The following is a 19,926-nucleotide window of genomic DNA, read 5'->3' on the forward strand; positions in this document are numbered from 1 at the left end:
TTACTCCGGCAGCAGGCTTTCGCCAGCGTACAGTTCGGCGATGGTCTCGCGGCGGCGTACTTCGAACACCTGGTCACCGTCAACCAGGATTTCGGCGCATCTACCACGGGTGTTGTAGTTGGAGCTCATGACAAAACCATAGGCGCCCGCCGACTCGACAGCCAGCAAATCACCTTCGGCCAGGTCGAGGACACGGTCCTTGCCGAGGAAGTCGCCGGTCTCGCAGATCGGCCCGACCAGGTCATAGGCACGGCCTTCACCGCCACGCGGCTTGACCGCGCTGACGCCCATCCAGGCCTGGTACAAGGCCGGGCGGATCAGGTCGTTCATCGCCGCATCGATGATGGCGAAGTCCTTGTGTTCGGTGTGCTTGAGGTATTCCACGCGGGTCAGCAACACGCCGGCATTGGCCACGATGTAGCGGCCAGGCTCGAACACCAGGGCCAGGTCGCGGTCGCCAACGCGCTCGCGGATGGCCTTGATGTAGTCGGCCACCAACGGCGGCTGTTCGTCACGGTAGCGCACCCCGACACCGCCGCCCAGGTCCAGGTGGCGCAGGTGAATGCCGCACTCGGCCAGGCGGTCGACCAGCACCAGCAGGCGGTCGAGCGCGTCGAGGAACGGGTCGATGGTGGTCAGCTGGGAGCCGATGTGGCAGTCGACACCGACCACTTCAAGGTTCGGCAACTGCGCCGCACGCACGTAGATGGCTTCGGCGTCGGCAATGGCGATGCCGAACTTGTTTTCTTTAAGGCCAGTGGAGATGTAAGGGTGGGTACCGGCGTCCACGTCCGGGTTGACCCGCAGCGATACCGGGGCAACCTTGCCCATTTCGGCGGCCACCACCTGCAGGCGCTCCAGCTCGTCAGTGGACTCCACGTTGAAGCAGTGCACACCCACTTCCAGGGCGCGGCGCATGTCTTCGCGGGTTTTCCCCACGCCGGAGAACACCACGCGGTCAGCGCGGCCACCGGCCGCCAGCACACGCTCCAGCTCGCCGCCGGAGACAATGTCGAAACCTGCACCCAGGCGTGCCAGCACGTTCAGCACGCCGAGGTTGGAGTTGGCCTTGACCGCAAAGCACACCAGGTGCTCGGCGCCTTGCAGGGCGTCGGTGTAGCTGCGGTACTGGGCCTCGATGTGAGCGCGCGAGTACACGTAGGTAGGCGTGCCATGGCGTTCGGCGATGGCTGACAGGGCTACACCCTCCGCGAACAGCTCGCCGTCGCGGTAGTTGAAAGCGTTCATCTGGTTTCCTTTACTGCGCAGGCGACTGCTCGGGCTCGGACTCGAGCGCTGGCGGCTGCTCCTGGACCGCGGTCGGCTTGGCTTTCGACGAGTGCTGGTGCGACTTGTGCGCTTTACCGTTATCGCCGTCGTCCGGCAGATACAGCGGGCCTTTCTGGCCGCAGGCCGAAACGAGGCAGGCAACAGCGACCAGCGCCGCGAAGGAGGAAATCAGGCGCTTCATGGGTGAAATCCTTAGAAAATGCAGTATTGCGCCCGAGTATACCGAGCGACCGGCGGCTTGCCTATGCAAGGGCCGGTCCGCCGGGCGGGCAGCAGACGCGGCAAGCTTCAAGCTTCAAGCGGCAAGAAAAAGCGATCGGGTGTAGGCTGGGCTTTTTCTTGCGGCTTGTAGCTAGCAGCTTGCGGCTGGCGCGTTGCGCCCGTATCTTCCCCGGCTTGCCTGTAATGCCGCCAATTTCGAGGTTCCTGCAATGAGTTTGAGTGAAGCGCGTTTCCACGATCTGGTCGACGCGACCCAACAGGCCCTGGAAGACCTGTTCGACGAGAGCGGCCTGGACCTGGACATGGAGAATTCCGCTGGCGTGCTCACCGTCAAGTTCGAAGGCGGCGCCCAGCTGATCTTCAGCCGTCAGGAGCCGCTGCGCCAACTGTGGCTGGCTGACCGTTCCGGTGGTTTCCACTTCGACTACGACGAAGAGACTAAAAAGTGGGTCTGCGAAAAGAGCGAAGAGCTGCTGGGCGAAATGCTCGAACGCATCGTTTGGGAGCGGGCTGGCGAAAAGCTGGACTTCGACGAGATCTGACATGAGCAGCGCCCAGCCGCGGCCACCCAAGCCGTTGTACAGCAATGTCAGCCCCGCGGTGCCATCACCCTGCATCAGTGTCTGCCGGCTCGACGAGCAGCGTGTCTGCACCGGTTGCCACCGGCATGTCGAGCATATTCGCGAGTGGCGCTCGGCCGATGACGAGCGGCGCCGGCAGATCTGCCGCGAGGCACAGGTCCTGCGTACGCAGGCAAAGGCACACTGACCGCAGGGGCTTGAGTATTTGCCCGTCTGTGGTAGTGTCGGGTTCTGCGTCGATGACGCCAAAGCCTTTTCAAACCCCGCCCTTGGGCGGGGTTTTGCTTTATCTGTGCATTGAAAATTGCCTGTTCAAAGGAGTCTGACTGGATCATGAGCACCAAGCCTTCCCTTATCCTCACCCGATTGGACGTACAGCGTCTGGAGCGTCTGATCGACAGCCTCGACGAGAGTACGCCGGGTGTGTTCGCCCTGCAGGAGGAGCTGGACCGTGCCGCTCAGGTCGTCGGTCATGAGGAAGTACCCGCAGGCGTGGTGACCATGAACTCGCGCGTGCACTGCCGTGAGGAAGCCAGCGGCAAGGACTACCACCTGACCCTGGTGTACCCGAAGGATGCCGGGGCGGAAGGCAAGGTTTCGGTGCTGGCGCCAATTGGCTGCGCTTTGCTGGGGTTGTCGGTGGGTGAACAGATCGACTGGCCGGCGCCGGGGGGCAAAACCCTCAAGCTGAAACTGCTGGAAGTCGAGTACCAGCCTGAAGCGGCGGGTGATTTCGACCTCTGAGGCCTGGGCCGCCATGCGGCCCATGTTGGACCAGCCCGGTCATTGGCACAGCACCTGCTCCAACCCCTCGTTCAATGCCTGCTCCAGCACCCGCTTGTAGCTCAGGTAAACCTGCGTTGCCCCCAGCCGGTCATCCAGCAGCTCGGACAAATCCAGGTCGGTGATATAGCACCGGTACTTCCCGGCCCCGCGCCGCTGGCCAATGATCTGCCGCGCCACTACCGCATACAGCTGCGGCCCATGCTCCAGCTCGGAAAACTCCTGCTGGTCGCAGTACAGTGTCACATGCGCAGCACCCCCTACACCGGCCTGGATGATGGCCTGCACTTCATAGTAAGGCTGGTCACTGCCCTCCTGCGGGGCCACGCGCGCTTCGATGCTGCGGGCCTTGCCCGGGCCGCCAGGCAGTAGCTGCGCGTACTGGATATCCAGGGCCGCCTGCCCAAGGTCATCCAGCGGCAGGCGAGCCTCGCGGCGCATCACCACCGAGCGCAAAAAGCGCTGCAGCGGCAACAGCAGGTGCGCCTCGTCATGCAGCGGCAGGCGCTGTTGCCATAACGCGTTGCATTCATCCAGCACGTACAGCTCGGCCCATTCGTCCTGCAGGCGGTAGAACACCTGAATGCACGCCGGCCGGCCCTGCTCCAGCACCAGGCGCAGGTCCTGATCTTGCAGGGCGTTGGCGTCCAGGTACAACGGGCTGTAGACGCTGCGTTCTTCGCCCAGGTAGGCCAGCAGGGCATCGTGCTCGGCCAGGGTGCTCAGGCTGACATGCCCCGTTTGCAGCTCCAGCACATGGGTGTGCCGGGCGACCTGTAGCAGGTAGCGGTGCTGCAGGCCCTGGGCTTGCAACAGCTGCACGGTGTCGAAGATCTCTTCCACCCGTTGGCTGATGGCCTGTGCGCGGCTCGGGCAGAAGCAATGCACCCGTACCCGCGGCCGGTGGCCATGCGCCACCGGGCTGTTGAGAAAGTCACGCAGGCAGCGCACCAGCGCGTGTTCGCCGTCAAAGCGCTGAACCAGCACTTCGTTCCAGCTGTTCAGGGTGACCTGGTCCAAGGTCAGCACCAGGTTCTCCCGCACCCCGGCATAGCTCAGTGAGTCGGTGCGCTCGGTGGTCATCAGGATGTTCAGGTCGCGGTGGTGGCGCAGTGGGTCGATGGCCACGTTGACCAGTAGCAGCACTTCATCGGCAACGCTGGGTTGCAGCAGGCGCACCTCACTCACGGTCGGCAAGGGCAGGGGGATGCATTGCTGCAGGCAACCGAGCAGGTTGACCAGCTCGAACTCGCTCAGGTCACTGACACCCGGGTGCAGCGCCAAGCGCGTGCCGCTGTCGATGACCCCGTTGCGATGGGCCCAGGCCAGCAGTTCCAGCAGCTCGCGGCAGCGTTTTATCGGGTTGAAGCACTCGATGTCGTGCGGGCTCAGGTTGCCGCTGTACAGTTCCCAGTGGTAGCTCCCCGATTCCTTGCGGTTAGGTAACTGAGCCAGGGTGAGGGTGTCTTCGGCGAGGTCCGGGGCGATACCCGGGTTGATCACCTCGACCTTGCCGGCACGGCGCTCGAAGGCTGCATACAGGCGCCTGCCCAGCACGTTGAGCTCGCGTTGGTCGGCGCGGCTGCTGGCGTTTCGGGTGCGTGCGAACTGGCCAAGGAAGCGATAGCTGTGGTTCAGCTCGGCCACCAGTTCGCGGCGCTCCACGGCAACCTGCTGGACTTTCCATTGGCTGCGGCTGTCCAGTATCGCCAGCTGCCGCTCATCCCACCCCCACTGGTCAGCCAGGCGCTGAAGCAAACGGCGCTGCCAGCCATTGCTACGGTTCTGGTCGCTGAGCTTCTTGTTCACCTTCAGGTACAGGCTGCGCCGTACCCGTTCCAGGCGCACAGGCTCGCCCTTTTGCAGCAGGTAGCGTTCGATGCGCCGGTAGACCATGACATACGGGTCCAGCTCGTCCAGGTCCAGCTGGTTGGCGAACACTGCCTGCTTGTAGTCCAGGCTCAGGCAGCGCACGCCAGGGTATTCACTGGCGTAGGCCTCGGTCAGCAGCAGTTTGAGCAGCGACTTGTAGGGTGAGTCGATGCCTTTGAACAGTTGCCACAGGCCGGCACCAATGAACTCGCCGGGCGGAATGTGCGCCAGGTTGCCCAGGTCGAGCACATCCTGGCTGCGGATAAAACGCTTGGCCAGCAGGGTCTGGGTATAGGCCTGGTAATTGCCTTCTTCGTAGACCGGCACCAGCCACCACAGCGGCGTACGCCCGGCCAGCCACACGGTGGTGCGGTAGAACTCGTCCAGCAGCAGGTAATGCTGGGTAGTCCCGCAATTGTCTGAGCCAAGCTGACCATCACGCTGGCCTTGGGCAAACCCTTGGGTGTCGATCAGGAAAAAGTGTGCCTCCGCGCCCAGGCTGGCCGCCCAGGTTTCCAGCAGTTGGCACTTGCGGCGCAGCTCTTCGAGCAACGGCTCGGGCAAGCCGGGGGCGTGGCATACCCATACGTCCATGTCGCTGTGCTCGGCCTGCGCCAGCGAGCCCAGGCTGCCCATCAGGAACAGGCCGTGTATCGGCCGTGGCGGGTTGCCGTGCTGGGCCTTGTAGGTGAATGAGCGGGCCAGGCGCTGGGCTTCTGCGACCAGCTCGCTACCGGGCTCGTAGCCCGAGACGCCTGCGGGGGTGCTGCCCGAGACGTAACCCGGCAATAGCGGGTGGTTCACGTGAAACAGCAAGGGCAACAGCAGCAGCACTTGTTGCTGACGTGTCGACAGGCCCTCCATTGCCCGCTGCAGCCGAGCCTGGTTCAAGTGCAGGAAACGCGCGCGCAGTGTCGCCAGGACTTTGCGGTCGATGCCTTGGTCCAGGTCGGGGCGGATTTCGTGGGGGTGGTTCATTGCGCGCTCGGGCAGGCCAGTGAAGCTGTGGCGAGTTTAGCCTGAGTAACAGGGGCGGATAAGCGCTAATTGGAATATTGGCGCCATTTTTCCAGCGCGCCGGCCGGTTCCGGCTGTTGCCGTGCATGAGCCATCATGAGCACATTGAGCTGATGAAGAGATTATCCGATGCGTGTATGGATCGATGCCGATGCCTGCCCCAAGGCAGCCAAGGATCTGATCGTCAAGTTCGCCCTCAAGCGCAAGTTCGAGGTGGTGATGGTGGCGGGCCAGGCAGTGGCCAGGCCTGCGTTTGCGATCGTGCGGTTGATCGTGGTGCCCAGTGGCATGGATGCGGCCGACGATTATCTGGTCGAGCATGCCGTGCCGGGCGAGCTGGTGATCTGTAGTGACGTGCCGTTGGCCGACCGCCTGGTCAAGAAGGGCGTGGCGGTGCTGGACCCACGCGGGCGCGAGTTCGACGAGCGCAACATGGGTGATCGGCTGGCCGCGCGCAACCTGTTCACCGATTTGCGCGAGCAGGGCCAGGTCGGGGGAGGGCAGGCGGCTTATGGGGAGCGCGACAAGCAGGCGTTCGCCAATGCGCTGGACCGGATCATTTCGCGACTATCGAGGGCCTGAAGTGTAACGCGGCCCTTTCGCGACACAAGGCCGCTCCCACATTGATCGGCGTACGCAGGCCATTGACCGCGCCGGATTCTGGGCTGCGCGTAGGCGGGCCTTACTCGTGGGTCAGCTCCAGCACCCGGTCCACCAGCTTGTTGATGCCGCCAGCCGCCTCGCTGATCGACTTGGCCTCCATGTAAGCCGGGGTCGTCACCAGCTTGCGTTGGGTATCTTCGACAATGTCGTGCACGTCGCATTCTTCATGGGTGCCGCCCATCTTCACCACTGCCGCCGCAGTACCCGCGTCGCTGCCAATGGTGCAGACCACCCCCGGCCCGTAGATCTTCGCCGCCAGTGCCGGCGAAATGCAGATCAGGCCAACAGGCTTGCAGGCAGCGGCAAAGGCTTCGGCCAGGGCCAGCACGTCTGGGTTGACGCTGCAGTTGGCGCCTTCCACGGCGAAGTTGGACAGGTTCTTCGCCGCCCCAAAGCCACCCGGCACGATCAGCGCATCGAAGTCTTCGGCCTTGGCCTCGCGGATGTCCTTGACCTCGCCCCGGGCAATGCGCGCCGATTCCACCAGCACGTTGCGCGACTCGGGCATCTCTTCGCCGGTCAGGTGGTTGATCACATGCATCTGCGCAATGTTCGGCGCGAAGCACTGCACTTGCGCGCCGCGCTGGTCCAGGCGCAGCAGGGTGATCACGCTTTCGTGAATTTCGGCGCCGTCGTACACGCCACAGCCGGAAAGAACCACCGCTACTTTTTTAGTCATGTTTGAAGCTCCAGTGTTGTGTCGCGCCTGGGAGATCGAGCGCTGCCTGCGCGGCGCATTGCGAGCGGGCGCTCGCCGGGTTGGTTTTCAGGGCCAGTCATGCTTGTGACAGGCGCGCGGCTGCCTTGTTCGTCCGGCAACCCGACACGCTGTGTGCAACCCGATGCGCCGCACTGGCGCCTCGGGGTCACTGCTGGTCGCGCTGTTCGTCCGCCGCCTGGGCGGCGGCCTTGCGCTCTGCGCGCAGGGCACGGAAGCGACGGCGCAGCCACAACAGCACGCCCAGCCCCAGCAGGGCGGCCAACACCCATAGTTCGTACCGCTTGACGTTGCCCAGCAGGCCTTCGAGGATGGCGCCGAAGTGATAGGCCGCCGCACCCAGGGCAATGGCCCAGATCGCTGCGCCAATGCCGTTCAGCAGCAGGTAGCGGCGTGGCGGATAGCCCGACAGGCCAATGGCCACGGGCATGACCGTGCGCAGGCCGTAGACGAAGCGGAAACTCAGTACCCAGATGTCGGGGTGGCGGCGAATGTGGGCCAGCGCCCGGTCGCCCATCGCCTGCCAGCGCGGCTTGCGGGCCAGAATCTTGCGGCCGTGGCGCCGGCCCATGAAATACCACAACTGGTCGCCGGCATAGCTGCCGAAGAACGCCACCAGGCACACCAGGTTGATGTCCATGTAACCGCGGAATGCAAGGAATCCTGCAAGCACCAGGATGGTCTCGCCTTCGAAGAAGGTGCCTAGAAAAAGGGCAAAGTAGCCGAAATCCTGCAGGAATTGTTGAAGCATTTTCTGAGGTGCTGGCGAAATGAACGCGCAGCCTACCCCTTCGCGGGCATTCGGGAAAGTGTCCAAATGTGTCTCCACATGAACAATTCCTACACCACATTGCCATAGCCACGCGTCATGGCTTGCCCTGCCATGTCACACAGGCGTCATAATGGGCGCTTATCTTGCCGCTCAATTGATGATAGGGCGTTAACGTCCTCAGGAACGTCAGATGAATAATGAAGTGCTTAGCCCTGTCGCGATCAAGGATGCCCAGGAGCTCCCCGAAGAGATGCTGCAGACCCCGCCAGACCTGCCGCCGGCCACCGCGCCGGAAGCCGGGCAGGCGGCCGAGCCTGCCGCCCCGGTGCCTGCGCCGCCGCCGGCCCCGGCAATCGCGGTGCCTGGCCTGGACGACAGCAGCCTGTACATTCATCGCGAACTCTCGCAGTTGCAGTTCAATATCCGTGTGCTGGAGCAGGCGCTGGACGAGAGCTACCCACTGCTGGAGCGGCTCAAGTTCCTGCTGATCTTCTCCAGCAACCTTGACGAGTTCTTTGAAATCCGGGTGGCCGGCCTCAAGAAGCAGATCAATTTTGCCCGCGAACTGGCCGGCGCCGACGGCCTGCAGCCGCACCAGGCACTGGCGCGCATCAGCGAGCTGGTGCACCTGGAAGTCGACCGGCAATACGCCATTCTCAACGACGTGCTGCTGCCGGAGCTGGAAAAACACCAGATCCGCTTCATTCGCCGCCGTTACTGGACACCCAAGCTCAAGACCTGGGTGCGCCGCTACTTCCGCGACGAAATCGCCCCGATCATCACCCCCATCGGCCTCGACCCGACCCACCCGTTCCCGCTGCTGGTGAACAAGAGCCTGAACTTCATCGTCGAGCTGGAAGGGGTGGACGCGTTCGGCCGTGATTCGGGCCTGGCGATCATCCCTGCCCCCCGCCTGCTGCCGCGGGTGATTCGCGTGCCGGAGGAAGTCGGTGGCCCGGGTGCCAACTATGTGTTCCTGTCGTCGATGATCCATGCGCATGCCGACGACCTGTTCCAGGGCATGAAGGTCAAGGGTTGCTACCAGTTCCGCCTTACCCGTAACGCCGACCTGGCACTGGACTCCGAAGAGGTTGACGACCTGGCCCGCGCCTTGCGCGGCGAGCTGTTCTCGCGCCGCTATGGCGATGCCGTGCGCCTGGAGGTCGCCGACACGTGCCCGAAACACCTGTCGGACTACCTGCTCAAGCAGTTCAGCCTCAGCGAAAGCGAGCTGTACCAGGTCAATGGCCCGGTCAACCTCACGCGCCTGTTCAGCATCACCGGCCTGGACAGCCACCCGGAGCTGCAATACACGCCGTTCACGCCGGCGATCCCCAAGCTGCTGCAGAACGCCGACAACATCTTCAGCGTGATCGGCAAGCAGGACATCCTGCTGATGCACCCCTTCGAGTCCTTCACCCCGGTGATCGACCTGCTGCGCCAGGCCGCCAAGGATCCGCACGTGCTCGCCGTGCGCCAGACCCTTTACCGCTCCGGGGCCAACTCGGAAATCGTCGATGCCCTGGTGGATGCAGCGCGAAACGGCAAGGAGGTCACCGCGGTGATCGAACTGCGTGCGCGTTTCGACGAAGAGTCCAACCTGCAGATGGCCAGCCGCCTGCAAGCCGCGGGTGCGGTGGTGATCTACGGCGTGGTCGGTTTCAAGACCCACGCCAAGATGATGCTGATCCTGCGCCGCGAGCACGGCGAGATCGTGCGCTACGCCCACCTGGGTACCGGCAACTACCACGCCGGTAACGCCCGCCTGTACACCGACTACAGCCTGCTGACCTCAGACGACGCCCTCACCGAGGACGTTGGCAAGCTGTTCAGCCAGCTGATCGGCATGGGCAAGACCCTGCGCATGAAAAAGCTGCTGCACGCGCCGTTTACCCTGAAGAAGGGCATGCTCGACATGATCGCGCGGGAAACCCAGTTCGCCCTCGACGGCAAGCCGGCGCACATCATCGCCAAGTTCAACTCGCTGACCGACGCCAAGGTGATCAAGGCGTTGTACAAGGCCAGCCAGTCTGGCGTGAAGATCGACCTGGTGGTGCGTGGCATGTGCTGCCTGCGCCCAGGTATTCCGGGGGTTTCGCACAATATCCAGGTGCGCTCGATCATCGGTCGATTCCTGGAGCACACGCGGGTGTTCTACTTCCTCAATGGCGGCGAAGAGCAGATCTACCTGTCCAGCGCCGACTGGATGGAGCGCAACCTCGACAAGCGTGTCGAGACCTGCTTCCCGGTCGAAGGCAAGAAGCTGTTGCTGCGGGTGAAGAAAGAGCTGGAAGGCTACCTGACCGACAACACCCATGCCTGGACCTTGCAGCCCGACGGGCGCTACGTGCGCAGCACCCCAACCGGCAACCAGAACCCGCGCAGCGTTCAGGCGACCCTGCTGGAGCGCCTGAGCAACCCGGTCCTCAACGTACGCTGAGGACGAAGCCGACCCGGGTCAGCCACTCCGCCTCGTTGGCGAAGTCGGCCTGGGTCAGCTGGTTCTGTTCCAGCCAGCCTTCAGGGAAGGCGATGTCGAGGCTTTCCCCGGCAGCCTTGAGCTGGACCTTCGGCATCTGCTGGTTGCCACGGATGTGGTGGAACAGGATGGCGAAGCGCAGCAGCACGCACAGGCGCAGCAGTTTCACGCCTTCCTCGCCCAGTTCGGCAAACTTGTCCTTGGGAATGTTGCGGCGGTGGCCGCGTACCAGCAGGGCCATCATCTGCTGGTCTTCGCGCGAGAAGCCCGCCAGGTCGGAGTGTTCGATCAGGTAGGCGCCATGCTTGTGATAGTGGTAGTGGGCGATATCCAGGCCGATTTCATGCACTTTGGCTGCCCAGCCAAGCAGATCGCGCCAATTTCCATCCTTCAACCCCCATGCATCCGCGACCTGGTCGAAGGCGTGCAAGGCCTTGCGCTCGACGCGCGCTGCCTGGCCCTGGTCGACGTGGTAACGCTCCATCAGTGAGTTCAGGGTGCGTTCGCGCACATCTTCATGGTGGTGGCGGCCTAGCAGGTCGAACAGCACGCCTTCGCGCAGCGCGCCGTCGCAATGGTCCATGCGCTGCAGTTCCAGGGCATCGAAGATGGCTTCCAGAATCGCCAGGCCGGCAGGGAAGATGGTACGGCGGTCCGGCTTGATGCCTTCGAAGTCGATCTTGTCGACGTCGCCCAGCTTGAACAGCTTGCGCTTGACCCAGGCCAGGCCCTCGGCGTTGACCTCGCCGTTGCCCAGGCCGCCGTCCTTGATGGCGGCAGCGATGGCACGGATGGTCCCGGACGAGCCGATGGCCTCGTCCCAGGTCAGGCGGTGCAGGGCGTTTTCGATGCTCATCAGCTCCAGGCGCGCGGCGGTGTAGGCCTGGGCGTAGCGGGCCGGCGTGATCTTGCCGTCGCGGAAGTAGCGCTGGGTGAAGCTGACGCAACCCATTTGCAGGCTTTCGCGCAGCAGCGGCTCGAAGCGCTGGCCAATGATGAACTCGGTGCTGCCGCCGCCGATGTCGGCGACCAGGCGCTTGCCGGGGGTGTCGGCCAAGGTGTGGGACACACCCAGGTAGATCAGGCGCGCCTCTTCGCGGCCGGAGATGACCTCGACCGGGTGCCCGAGGATGGCTTCGGCACGCTGGATGAATTCGTTGCGGTTGCGCGCTTCGCGCAGGGCATTGGTACCGACGATGCGCACCGAGCCAGCCGGCATGCCGTGGATCAGTTGGGAAAAGCGCTTGAGGCAGTCCAGGCCCCGCTCCATCGCCTCTTCACTGAGCTTGCGCTCTTCGTCGATGCCGGCGGCAAGCTGAACCTTCTCGCCGAGCCGCTCGAGGATGCGGATTTCGGTATGGTGGGCCTTGGCCACGACCATGTGGAAACTGTTGGAGCCAAGGTCGATGGCGGCGATCAGAGACAGGTTCTTCGCGATGTTGTGCGGCATGCTGTGTGTTCTCGGTCGTTAACCCGGCAATCGTGCCACGATAGCAGGCTGTCGCCAACGCGTGCCACGCCAGGCCTTGATGCAAGGCAATGTGCCATCCGATGCTATTACACGCAGATGACAGTTTCGATTCGTGGCGTCTTGCCCAACTATAGTTACACTCAATCGACCGCAGCTTCCTGTCGAGCGTGGGTGCGGCTATCATGAGCCACGTTTTTTTGCTTACGACCCTGGAGATATCCATGAGCAGCGATCTGATCAAACATGTCACCGATGCCACCTTCGAAGACGAAGTCTTGAAGGCTCAAGGCCCGGTGCTGGTCGACTACTGGGCTGAATGGTGCGGCCCGTGCAAGATGATCGCGCCGGTACTGGACGACATCGCTTCCACCTACGAGGGCAAGCTGACCGTCGCCAAGCTGAACATCGACGATAACCAGGAAACCCCGGCCAAGCATGGCGTGCGTGGCATCCCGACGCTGATGTTGTTCAAGAACGGCAACGTCGAGGCCACCAAGGTGGGCGCGCTGTCCAAATCCCAGCTGGCCGCGTTCCTCGACGCCCACCTGTGATGTGAAAAGGCCCCGCGAATGCGGGGCTTTTCTTTTTCAGAGCACTAGACGCAGAAAAAAGCAAGTGTTACATTCGGCCTCGCACTGCTTCTCCAGTGCCCTCTACATGCCGTCGCCGAAGCATCCCCAATTCGAATCAGTACGCGATCCTGTCGCCATCTAGCGGCGCGGCTTCATTAAGCCAAAGCTTAATTCTCCCTTCTTACATGATTACGTCATTCCCCTTATGAACCTGACTGAACTCAAGCAAAAGCCGATTACCGATCTTTTGGAAATGGCCGAACAGATGGGCATCGAAAACATGGCCCGTTCGCGCAAACAGGACGTGATTTTCGCCCTGCTGAAAAAGCACGCGAAAAGCGGCGAAGAGATCTCCGGTGATGGCGTGCTGGAGATTCTCCAGGATGGTTTCGGTTTTCTGCGTTCGGCTGATGCGTCCTACCTGGCCGGCCCTGACGATATCTACGTCTCGCCCAGCCAGATCCGCCGTTTCAACCTGCGCACCGGCGACACCATCGTCGGCAAGATCCGCCCACCGAAAGAAGGGGAGCGTTACTTCGCGCTGCTGAAGGTCGACACCATCAACTTCGACCGCCCGGAAAACGCCAAGAACAAGATCCTGTTCGAAAACCTGACGCCGCTGTTCCCGAACAAGCGCCTGAAGATGGAAGCCGGCAACGGTTCCACCGAGGACTTGACCGGCCGCGTCATCGACCTGTGCGCCCCGATCGGCAAGGGCCAGCGCGGCCTGATCGTTGCTCCGCCGAAAGCGGGCAAGACCATCATGCTGCAGAACATCGCGGCGAACATCACCCGTAATAACCCTGAGTGCCACCTGATCGTCCTGCTGATCGACGAGCGCCCGGAAGAAGTGACCGAAATGCAGCGTACCGTGCGCGGCGAAGTGGTTGCCTCGACCTTCGACGAGCCGCCAGCGCGCCACGTGCAGGTTGCCGAAATGGTGATCGAGAAGGCCAAGCGCCTGGTCGAGCACAAGAAAGACGTGGTGATCCTGCTGGACTCCATCACCCGCCTGGCGCGTGCCTACAACACCGTGATCCCGAGCTCTGGCAAGGTACTGACCGGTGGTGTCGACGCCCACGCCCTGGAAAAGCCGAAGCGCTTCTTCGGTGCGGCACGTAACATCGAGGAAGGCGGTTCGCTGACCATCATCGCCACCGCGCTGGTCGAAACCGGCTCGAAGATGGACGAAGTGATCTACGAAGAGTTCAAGGGCACCGGCAACATGGAGCTGCCGCTGGACCGCCGCATCGCCGAGAAGCGCGTGTTCCCGGCCATCAACATCAACCGCTCCGGTACCCGCCGCGAAGAGCTGCTGACCGCCGACGACGAATTGCAGCGCATGTGGATCCTGCGCAAGCTGCTGCACCCGATGGATGAAATCGCCGCCATCGAGTTCCTGGTCGACAAGCTCAAGCAGACCAAGACCAACGACGAGTTCTTCCTGTCGATGAAGCGCAAGTAAGCGTTTCCAGACCGGAACTGAATGGGGCCGCTTCGCGCCCCTTCGCGGGCACGCTCGCTCCCACAAGGATCACACTGAGCCTGTGGCAGCGGGCGTGCCCGCGAGGGGGGGCGAAGCGGCCCCACTGCATTTTTGCCCCCAAACAAATCCCGAACGGCGCTACACTCTGCACCCCCGACCGATACGGCCAATACGAGGCTCCCGCATGCAGTATCGCGACTTGCGCGACTTCATCCGTGGCCTGGAACAGCGCGGCGAGCTCAAGCGCATCCAGGTTCCGATCTCCCCCGTCCTGGAAATGACCGAGGTCTGCGACCGCACCCTGCGTGCCAAAGGCCCGGCGTTATTGTTCGAAAACCCCACAGGCTTCGACATCCCGGTGCTCGGCAACCTGTTTGGCACCCCAGAGCGCGTGGCCATGGGCATGGGCGCCGAGTCGGTCGGTGAACTGCGGGAAATCGGTAAATTGCTGGCGTTTCTCAAGGAGCCCGAGCCGCCGAAGGGCCTGAAGGACGCTTGGTCGAAGCTGCCGATCTTCAAGAAAGTCGTGTCGATGGCGCCGAAAGTGGTCAAGGACGCGGTCTGCCAGGAAGTGCTGGTCGAGGGTGACGACGTCGACCTTGGCGCGCTGCCTATCCAGCACTGCTGGCCTGGCGACGTGGCGCCGCTGATCACCTGGGGCCTTACCGTGACCCGCGGGCCGAACAAGGACCGCCAGAACCTGGGTATCTACCGGCAGCAGGTGATCGGCCGCAACAAGGTCATCATGCGTTGGCTTAGCCACCGGGGCGGTGCGCTCGACTACCGCGAATGGTGCGAGAAGAACCCGGGCCAGCCGTTCCCGGTTGCGGTCGCCCTGGGCGCAGACCCGGCAACCATCCTGGGCGCCGTGACGCCGGTACCGGACACCCTCTCCGAATATGCCTTCGCCGGCCTGCTGCGCGGCAACCGCACCGAACTGGTGAAGTGCCGTGGCAGCAACCTGCAGGTGCCGGCCACCGCCGAAATCATCCTGGAAGGCGTGATTCACCCTGGCGAAATGGCCCCCGAGGGCCCGTATGGTGACCATACCGGCTACTACAACGAAGTGGACAGCTTCCCGGTGTTCACCGTCGAGCGCATCACCCACCGGCTCAAGCCGATCTACCACAGCACCTACACCGGTCGCCCGCCTGATGAGCCGGCCATTCTCGGTGTCGCGCTGAACGAAGTGTTCGTGCCGATCCTGCAAAAGCAGTTCCCGGAGATCACCGACTTCTACCTGCCGCCGGAAGGTTGCTCGTACCGCATGGCGGTGGTGACCATGAAGAAGCAGTACCCCGGCCATGCCAAGCGCGTGATGTTGGGTGTATGGTCGTTCCTGCGACAGTTCATGTACACCAAGTTCGTTATTGTCACCGATGACGATATCAACGCCCGGGACTGGAACGATGTGATCTGGGCAATCACCACACGCATGGACCCCAAGCGTGATACGGTGATGATCGACAACACCCCGATCGACTACCTCGACTTCGCGTCGCCGGTTTCGGGGTTGGGGTCGAAGATGGGCCTGGATGCCACGCACAAGTGGCCAGGCGAGACTACACGCGAATGGGGGCGGGTCATCGTCAAGGACGAAGCCGTCACCCGGCGTATCGATGAGCTGTGGGATCAGTTGGGAATAGATTGATGCAGGTAACGTTGCAGCCGTCCGGGGCGGTGCTGGCGCTCGAACCCGGGGAACGGATCCTGGATGGAGCGCGGCGGCTGGGCTATGACTGCCCGAACAGCTGCCGCAATGGCAATTGCCATGTCTGCGCCGCGTTGTTGGTCGAGGGCCGGGTCCGTCAGGACGGCGAAATCCGCGACCATGGCGAGTTGTTCACCTGCATTGCCGAACCGCTGGAGGACTGCGTGTTGCTCTGGGACGGTGTGCTCGCCCTGGGCGAGTTGCCTGTGCGCAAGCTGGCGTGCAGCGTGAGTGAATGCGTTGACGTCGGTGGCGACGTGTGGCGGGTGCGCTTGCGTGCACCGGCGGGCAAACCCCCGCGTTACCACGCCGGGCAGTACCTGATGATCGAGCGTGAGGGCGGCAAGCAGGCGGCCTTCTCGCTGGCGTCTGCGCCGCACGGCGGGCGTGAACTGGAGCTGCACGTACTGGCGCGCGAGCCCAGTGCCCAGCAACTGATCGAGCAGCTCAGGCGCGACGGCCTGGCGCGTATCGAAATGCCGTTTGGCGACACCCACCTGGCCGAGTTGCCCGAGTGCCCGTTGGTATTGATTGCCGCCGGCACCGGCATGGGCCAGATGCACAGCCTGGTCGAGCATTGCCGCGCCAAGGGTTTCCAGTACCCGGTGCACCTGTACTGGGGGGTGCGTCGGCCTGAAGATTTTTACCAGATCGAGCATTGGGACGAATGGCAGCGCCTGCCCAACCTGTACCTGCACCAGGTGGTCAGCGATCTGTGCGGCTGGGAAGGGCGTTGCGGCATGTTGCATGAAGCCGTTTGCGAGGACATCGCCGACCTCAATACTGTGCATGTGTATGCCAGTGGCTCGCCAAACATGATCTACGCCACACTCGACGCCTTGGTCGAAGCCGGCATGGATGCGCACCGCATGCGTGCCGATGTATTTGCCTATGCCCCACGTGGCTAATAACCCAAGTTGGCAAGTCAGGTTATAAGGCGGTAACTGTTACCGCCTTGATTAATAACTTTCCCTGTTGTTGAAACAATCATTCCCAGTCGTCGGCTACGCGTATGAAACCTGGCTACGAAGGCTTGAGTATTCCTGCGGTTCTGGCCTATGGTTAGTGCAAGCGCCTTGGTATAGAGGCCTTGGCGCTTAACCTCATCGAATTTCGCTACATCCGTAGTTCACAGGAATCCTGGCGGCAGCTTATGTCGGCACTTGAAAGCATGTCGTGGAAAGTTTCATATCCACCGACACTCGACTTTGGTCAGCAACATACGCACGAACAGTTGTTCAACTCCATGAAGACCACCATGTCTCGGCACCCGGGTGGGCCGGTGTGGCTGTTTGCCTATGGCTCGTTGATCTGGCGCCCCGAGTGCAATTCGGTGGAGCGCCAGCGCGCACGCGTACATGGTTATCACCGGGGGCTCTACTTGTGGTCGCATGAGCATCGCGGTACCCCGGAAACCCCCGGGCTGGTATTCGGCCTGGACCGTGGCGGGTCCTGCAGTGGCTTTGCCTACCGGCTGGATGAAAGCAACCTGGACGACTCGCTCATGGCCCTGTGGCAACGCGAGATGCCTTACCCGGCCTATCGGCCGCATTGGCTCAACTGCCGGCTGGGCGATGGCACCAAAGTGCAGGCGCTGGGCTTTGTGCTGGAGCGGCATTTACCCTGCTATGCCGGCGATCTGCCGGATACCTTGCTCAGCCATATCCTGGCCAGCGCCAAAGGGCGCTACGGCACCACCCGCGACTATGTCGAACAGACCTTGCAGGCCCTGCGCAGCCACCAGATGCCTGATCGCAACCTGGAGGCGCGGTTCCGCCGTTGCCATAACCCGCGCGAGGTTTGATCAGCCAGTGCCGGCCTATTCGCGGGCACGCCCGCTCCCACAGGAATCCATGCTTTTTGAACCTGTGGGAGCGGGCGCGCCCGCGAAAAGGCCGCAGCGGCAGATGAAGATCTAAAGCCTTACCTGGCCAGCACCACCAACTTACCCACAGCCTGCCGCTGCCCCAGTTTCTCAATGGCAGCCCCGGCCTCGGCCAGTGGATAAGTCTGCGACACCAGCGGCTTCAACTTGCCTTGGGCATGCCAGGCAAACAGCTGCTGGAAGTTGGCCGCATTGTCCTGCGGCTGGCGCTGGGCAAACGCACCCCAGAACACCCCAAGCACCGCCGCGCCCTTGAGCAGCACCAGGTTGGCTGCCAGCTGTGGAATGGTGCCACTGGCGAACCCCACCACCAGCAATCGGCCATTCCAGGCCAGCCCGCGTACCGCCTGCTCGAACAGCTCTCCACCGACCGGGTCGTAGATCACGTCCACCCCCTGGCCGTTGGTCAGGCGCTTGATTTCCTCGCGCAGGCTGGCCTGGCTGTAGTCAATCAGCTCATCTGCCCCGGCTGCCTTGGCCACCGCCAGTTTGTCGGCACTGCTGGCGGCCGCGATTACCCGTGCCCCCATGGCCTTGCCGATCTCCACCGCTGCCAGGCCGACGCCACCGGACGCGCCCAGCACCAGCAAGGTCTCACCCGCTTGCAATTGGCCACGCTGGCGCAGGGCATGCATCGAGGTGCCATAGGTCATGCCAAACGCCGCTGCCGTGGTGAAGTCCATGCTCGCCGGGATCGGCAGCACATTGTAGAACGGCACTGCCACCTGCTCGGCAAACGCCCCCCAGCCGGTCAGCGCCATGACCCGGTCACCGACCTTGAAGGCGCCGGCCTTTTCCCCGACCGCGGCTACCACACCGGCCGCCTCACCACCGGGGGAGAACGGCAGCGGTGGCTGAAACTGGTACTTGCCTTCGATGATCAGCGTGTCAGGAAAGTTGACCCCGGCAGCCTGCACGTCCAGCAGGATTTCGTTGTTCTTCGGCAGTGGGCTGGCGACTTCTTCCAGCACCAGGTTGCCCGCCGGGCCAAGGGTTTTGCACAACACAGCTTTCATTGGGGCTATTCCTTTGCGGGTCGTGGCCGATAAGTGTAGGAGGGCGGCGTACCGGGTCAACGAGCATGGCCCGCCCTGATGGGCAGGCATAAGCGGCGGCGTGAGCCTGGGCTTGGGTTTGCGCGCAGCGCTGGGTAAGCTGGCGCCAATTGGAATGAGGAGCGAATTCGTGAAAGCGTGGATCTTGATGGTACTGGCGCTGTTGCTGCCAACTGCGGCCATGGCCGAAGAAGCCAAGGAGGGTGCCCCCAAGGTTGCCTACATCACCCTGAGCCCGCCTTTTGTCGGCAACTATGCCCTGGATGGCGGCCCCCGCCTGCGGGTGTACAAGGCCGATGTGGCCCTGCGTGTGACCGGTGATGAAGCCGCCAAGGCCGTTCAGCACCACGAACCGCTGATCCGTAACCAGCTGGTGGCGCTGTTCACCCAACAGACTGTCGACAGCATGAGCAATGTCGAGGCCAAGGAGCACCTGCGCCAGGAGGCACTGAAACAAGTGCAGCAGGTGATGGAAGCCGAAGAGGGCAAGCCGATCGTTGAGGACCTGCTGTTCAACAACCTGATCGTGCAGTAAACGGCGCCGCTGGCGCGCGGTTTCAGCGCAACGCGACAATCACCGCCCATTGCTCGGCGGTTACCGGCATGACCGACAGGCGGCTGCCCTTATGCACCAGCGGCAGTTCGGCCAGGCCGGCCTGCTGCTTCAGCTGGCCCAGCTCCAGTACCCGTGGCAGGGTTTGCACATGCGCCACGTCCACTGCGCTCCACGGGTTCTTCTCGGCTGTGGCCTTGGCATCATGGTATGGGCTTTGCGGGTCCAGGGCAGTCGGGTCGGGGTAAGCCGCACGAATGATTTCGCCAATACCGGCGATGCCAGGCTGCGGGCAGCTGGAATGGTAGAAAAAGAACCTGTCACCCTCGCTCATGGCCCGCAGGAAATTACGCGCCTGGTAATTGCGCACGCCGTCCCAGCGCGCTTCGCCCAGGCGCCCCAGCGCTTCGATGGAGAGTTCGTCGGGCTCGGATTTCATCAGCCAGTAGGCCATGCGTGTTGCTCCTGAAAAGGTTTGTAATAACCTGTTGCACGAAACCGACAGCCGGTTGGCGTCAAGGTTTGCTTGCAGACGCAGGTTGTCGGAAAATGCGCCCCGTTTAATGCGCGATGCTCCGGCGGCACTCAGAAAGCCGCCGAGCCTGAACAGTTTGCCTTGGGGGGCAATCTTCCATGTATCAACGTAAAAAACCGGATCTGCTGTGGGTCCTGGTGTTTATTTTTGGCCTGGGTGTGGTCACTACCGGTTATGCGCAAGGGCTATGGGAGCGCAAGCTGGACAACGCCTACCAAACGTCGGCAGACGCCAGCCAGCCACAACGTTGATGCCCCCTGC

Annotated in this window: 20 protein-coding genes; 12 read left to right on the plus strand and 8 right to left on the minus strand. The window is 62.8% G+C overall.

Annotation, left to right across the window (positions count from 1 at the left end):
• Together lysA and QME24_RS00725 are read right to left on the minus strand one after the other, a co-directional pair.
• Positions 1-1,248 (minus strand): diaminopimelate decarboxylase, encoded by a 1,248-nt coding sequence (lysA, locus tag QME24_RS00720; RefSeq protein WP_232892096.1) that lies wholly within the window; start codon positions 1,246-1,248, stop codon positions 1-3.
• Between the two features lie 10 nt (positions 1,249-1,258).
• The gene (locus QME24_RS00725; protein WP_054905169.1) at positions 1,259-1,471 is read right to left on the minus strand and encodes a lipoprotein; all 213 of its coding nucleotides are present in this window, start codon (positions 1,469-1,471) and stop codon (positions 1,259-1,261) included.
• Between the two features lie 250 nt (positions 1,472-1,721).
• Here QME24_RS00725 and cyaY point away from each other — a divergent pair, with 250 nt between their 5' ends.
• The 3 genes from cyaY (at position 1,722) to rnk (ending at position 2,837) form a co-directional block, all read left to right on the plus strand.
• Positions 1,722-2,054 (plus strand): iron donor protein CyaY, encoded by a 333-nt coding sequence (gene cyaY / locus QME24_RS00730; RefSeq protein WP_009681651.1) that lies wholly within the window; start codon positions 1,722-1,724, stop codon positions 2,052-2,054.
• Position 2,055: 1 nt separating this feature from the next.
• Complete coding sequence (locus tag QME24_RS00735; protein ID WP_280091452.1) at positions 2,056-2,280, plus strand: DUF1289 domain-containing protein; 225 nt, start codon at positions 2,056-2,058, stop codon at positions 2,278-2,280.
• 146 nt (positions 2,281-2,426) lie between these two features.
• A complete protein-coding gene (gene rnk / locus QME24_RS00740; RefSeq protein ID WP_009681653.1) occupies positions 2,427-2,837 on the plus strand; it encodes a nucleoside diphosphate kinase regulator in 411 nt (136 codons plus the stop codon).
• Positions 2,838-2,876: 39 nt separating this feature from the next.
• Here rnk and QME24_RS00745 read toward each other — a convergent pair whose 3' ends face one another.
• Complete coding sequence (locus tag QME24_RS00745; RefSeq protein ID WP_235768221.1) at positions 2,877-5,726, minus strand: class I adenylate cyclase; 2,850 nt, start codon at positions 5,724-5,726, stop codon at positions 2,877-2,879.
• A 168-nt stretch (positions 5,727-5,894) separates the two neighbouring features.
• Between QME24_RS00745 and QME24_RS00750 the strand changes: the two genes are divergently transcribed.
• Entirely contained in the window at positions 5,895-6,347 is a 453-nt protein-coding gene (locus QME24_RS00750; RefSeq protein WP_009681655.1) for a YaiI/YqxD family protein, read from the plus strand.
• 100 nt (positions 6,348-6,447) lie between these two features.
• On the opposite strand, the gene elbB is transcribed toward QME24_RS00750, so the two are convergent.
• Positions 6,448-7,107, minus strand: a complete 660-nt coding sequence (gene elbB, locus QME24_RS00755; protein WP_054905405.1) for an isoprenoid biosynthesis glyoxalase ElbB — start codon at positions 7,105-7,107, stop codon at positions 6,448-6,450.
• A 187-nt stretch (positions 7,108-7,294) separates the two neighbouring features.
• The gene (locus tag QME24_RS00760; RefSeq protein ID WP_054905406.1) at positions 7,295-7,897 is read right to left on the minus strand and encodes a DedA family protein; all 603 of its coding nucleotides are present in this window, start codon (positions 7,895-7,897) and stop codon (positions 7,295-7,297) included.
• 211 nt (positions 7,898-8,108) lie between these two features.
• Here QME24_RS00760 and ppk1 point away from each other — a divergent pair, with 211 nt between their 5' ends.
• Positions 8,109-10,358: a polyphosphate kinase 1 gene (ppk1, locus tag QME24_RS00765; RefSeq protein ID WP_054905404.1), complete on the plus strand. Its 2,250-nt coding sequence runs from the start codon at positions 8,109-8,111 to the stop codon at positions 10,356-10,358.
• Here the strand turns inward: ppk1 and ppx are convergent.
• Positions 10,345-11,847 carry an exopolyphosphatase gene (ppx, locus tag QME24_RS00770; protein WP_029886228.1) on the minus strand — a complete coding sequence of 501 codons (1,503 nt, stop codon included), beginning with the start codon at positions 11,845-11,847 and terminating at the stop codon, positions 10,345-10,347. The two genes, ppk1 and ppx, sit on opposite strands and share 14 nt — an antisense overlap.
• A 242-nt stretch (positions 11,848-12,089) precedes the next feature.
• Between ppx and trxA the strand changes: the two genes are divergently transcribed.
• The 5 genes from trxA to QME24_RS00795 all read left to right on the plus strand — a co-directional run bounded on the left by trxA (position 12,090) and on the right by QME24_RS00795 (position 17,441).
• The gene (gene trxA / locus QME24_RS00775; RefSeq protein ID WP_054905403.1) at positions 12,090-12,419 is read left to right on the plus strand and encodes a thioredoxin TrxA; all 330 of its coding nucleotides are present in this window, start codon (positions 12,090-12,092) and stop codon (positions 12,417-12,419) included.
• A gap of 226 nt (positions 12,420-12,645) precedes the next feature.
• Positions 12,646-13,905: a transcription termination factor Rho gene (gene rho, locus QME24_RS00780; RefSeq protein ID WP_029886229.1), complete on the plus strand. Its 1,260-nt coding sequence runs from the start codon at positions 12,646-12,648 to the stop codon at positions 13,903-13,905.
• A gap of 205 nt (positions 13,906-14,110) precedes the next feature.
• Positions 14,111-15,577 carry a 4-hydroxy-3-polyprenylbenzoate decarboxylase gene (gene ubiD / locus QME24_RS00785; RefSeq protein ID WP_054905402.1) on the plus strand — a complete coding sequence of 489 codons (1,467 nt, stop codon included), beginning with the start codon at positions 14,111-14,113 and terminating at the stop codon, positions 15,575-15,577.
• Positions 15,577-16,545: a CDP-6-deoxy-delta-3,4-glucoseen reductase gene (locus QME24_RS00790; RefSeq protein WP_054905401.1), complete on the plus strand. Its 969-nt coding sequence runs from the start codon at positions 15,577-15,579 to the stop codon at positions 16,543-16,545. Before ubiD ends, QME24_RS00790 begins: the two co-directional genes overlap by 1 nt.
• Before the next feature lie 245 nt (positions 16,546-16,790).
• Positions 16,791-17,441 (plus strand): gamma-glutamylcyclotransferase, encoded by a 651-nt coding sequence (locus QME24_RS00795; protein WP_009684148.1) that lies wholly within the window; start codon positions 16,791-16,793, stop codon positions 17,439-17,441.
• Positions 17,442-17,560: 119 nt separating this feature from the next.
• Here the strand turns inward: QME24_RS00795 and QME24_RS00800 are convergent, their stop codons facing one another.
• Positions 17,561-18,538, minus strand: a complete 978-nt coding sequence (locus QME24_RS00800; RefSeq protein ID WP_009684147.1) for an NADPH:quinone oxidoreductase family protein — start codon at positions 18,536-18,538, stop codon at positions 17,561-17,563.
• Positions 18,539-18,707: 169 nt separating this feature from the next.
• Here QME24_RS00800 and QME24_RS00805 point away from each other — a divergent pair, with 169 nt between their 5' ends.
• Positions 18,708-19,112, plus strand: a complete 405-nt coding sequence (locus QME24_RS00805; protein ID WP_009684146.1) for a flagellar basal body-associated protein FliL — start codon at positions 18,708-18,710, stop codon at positions 19,110-19,112.
• 22 nt (positions 19,113-19,134) lie between these two features.
• Here QME24_RS00805 and QME24_RS00810 read toward each other — a convergent pair whose 3' ends face one another.
• Positions 19,135-19,584 carry an EVE domain-containing protein gene (locus QME24_RS00810; protein ID WP_192441263.1) on the minus strand — a complete coding sequence of 150 codons (450 nt, stop codon included), beginning with the start codon at positions 19,582-19,584 and terminating at the stop codon, positions 19,135-19,137.
• Between the two features lie 179 nt (positions 19,585-19,763).
• Here QME24_RS00810 and QME24_RS00815 point away from each other — a divergent pair, with 179 nt between their 5' ends.
• Positions 19,764-19,916 carry a hypothetical protein gene (locus QME24_RS00815; RefSeq protein WP_009684144.1) on the plus strand — a complete coding sequence of 51 codons (153 nt, stop codon included), beginning with the start codon at positions 19,764-19,766 and terminating at the stop codon, positions 19,914-19,916.
• The last annotated feature ends 10 nt before the right edge of the window (positions 19,917-19,926 follow it).

The sequence above is a fragment of the Pseudomonas sp. PARCl1 genome (assembly GCF_947311875.1).
In the GTDB taxonomy this organism is placed as follows: Bacteria; Pseudomonadota; Gammaproteobacteria; order Pseudomonadales; family Pseudomonadaceae; genus Aquipseudomonas; species Aquipseudomonas juntendi.

Coding starts and splice junctions, on each gene's coding strand:
- lysA (WP_232892096.1), bottom strand. CDS start 1,248: ATGAACGCTTTCAACTACCGCGACGGCGAGCTGTTCGCGGAGGGTGTA.
- QME24_RS00725 (WP_054905169.1), bottom strand. CDS start 1,471: ATGAAGCGCCTGATTTCCTCCTTCGCGGCGCTGGTCGCTGTTGCCTGC.
- cyaY (WP_009681651.1), top strand. CDS start 1,722: ATGAGTTTGAGTGAAGCGCGTTTCCACGATCTGGTCGACGCGACCCAA.
- QME24_RS00735 (WP_280091452.1), top strand. CDS start 2,056: ATGAGCAGCGCCCAGCCGCGGCCACCCAAGCCGTTGTACAGCAATGTC.
- rnk (WP_009681653.1), top strand. CDS start 2,427: ATGAGCACCAAGCCTTCCCTTATCCTCACCCGATTGGACGTACAGCGT.
- QME24_RS00745 (WP_235768221.1), bottom strand. CDS start 5,726: ATGAACCACCCCCACGAAATCCGCCCCGACCTGGACCAAGGCATCGAC.
- QME24_RS00750 (WP_009681655.1), top strand. CDS start 5,895: ATGCGTGTATGGATCGATGCCGATGCCTGCCCCAAGGCAGCCAAGGAT.
- elbB (WP_054905405.1), bottom strand. CDS start 7,107: ATGACTAAAAAAGTAGCGGTGGTTCTTTCCGGCTGTGGCGTGTACGAC.
- QME24_RS00760 (WP_054905406.1), bottom strand. CDS start 7,897: ATGCTTCAACAATTCCTGCAGGATTTCGGCTACTTTGCCCTTTTTCTA.
- ppk1 (WP_054905404.1), top strand. CDS start 8,109: ATGAATAATGAAGTGCTTAGCCCTGTCGCGATCAAGGATGCCCAGGAG.
- ppx (WP_029886228.1), bottom strand. CDS start 11,847: ATGCCGCACAACATCGCGAAGAACCTGTCTCTGATCGCCGCCATCGAC.
- trxA (WP_054905403.1), top strand. CDS start 12,090: ATGAGCAGCGATCTGATCAAACATGTCACCGATGCCACCTTCGAAGAC.
- rho (WP_029886229.1), top strand. CDS start 12,646: ATGAACCTGACTGAACTCAAGCAAAAGCCGATTACCGATCTTTTGGAA.
- ubiD (WP_054905402.1), top strand. CDS start 14,111: ATGCAGTATCGCGACTTGCGCGACTTCATCCGTGGCCTGGAACAGCGC.
- QME24_RS00790 (WP_054905401.1), top strand. CDS start 15,577: ATGCAGGTAACGTTGCAGCCGTCCGGGGCGGTGCTGGCGCTCGAACCC.
- QME24_RS00795 (WP_009684148.1), top strand. CDS start 16,791: ATGTCGGCACTTGAAAGCATGTCGTGGAAAGTTTCATATCCACCGACA.
- QME24_RS00800 (WP_009684147.1), bottom strand. CDS start 18,538: ATGAAAGCTGTGTTGTGCAAAACCCTTGGCCCGGCGGGCAACCTGGTG.
- QME24_RS00810 (WP_192441263.1), bottom strand. CDS start 19,584: ATGGCCTACTGGCTGATGAAATCCGAGCCCGACGAACTCTCCATCGAA.
- QME24_RS00815 (WP_009684144.1), top strand. CDS start 19,764: ATGTATCAACGTAAAAAACCGGATCTGCTGTGGGTCCTGGTGTTTATT.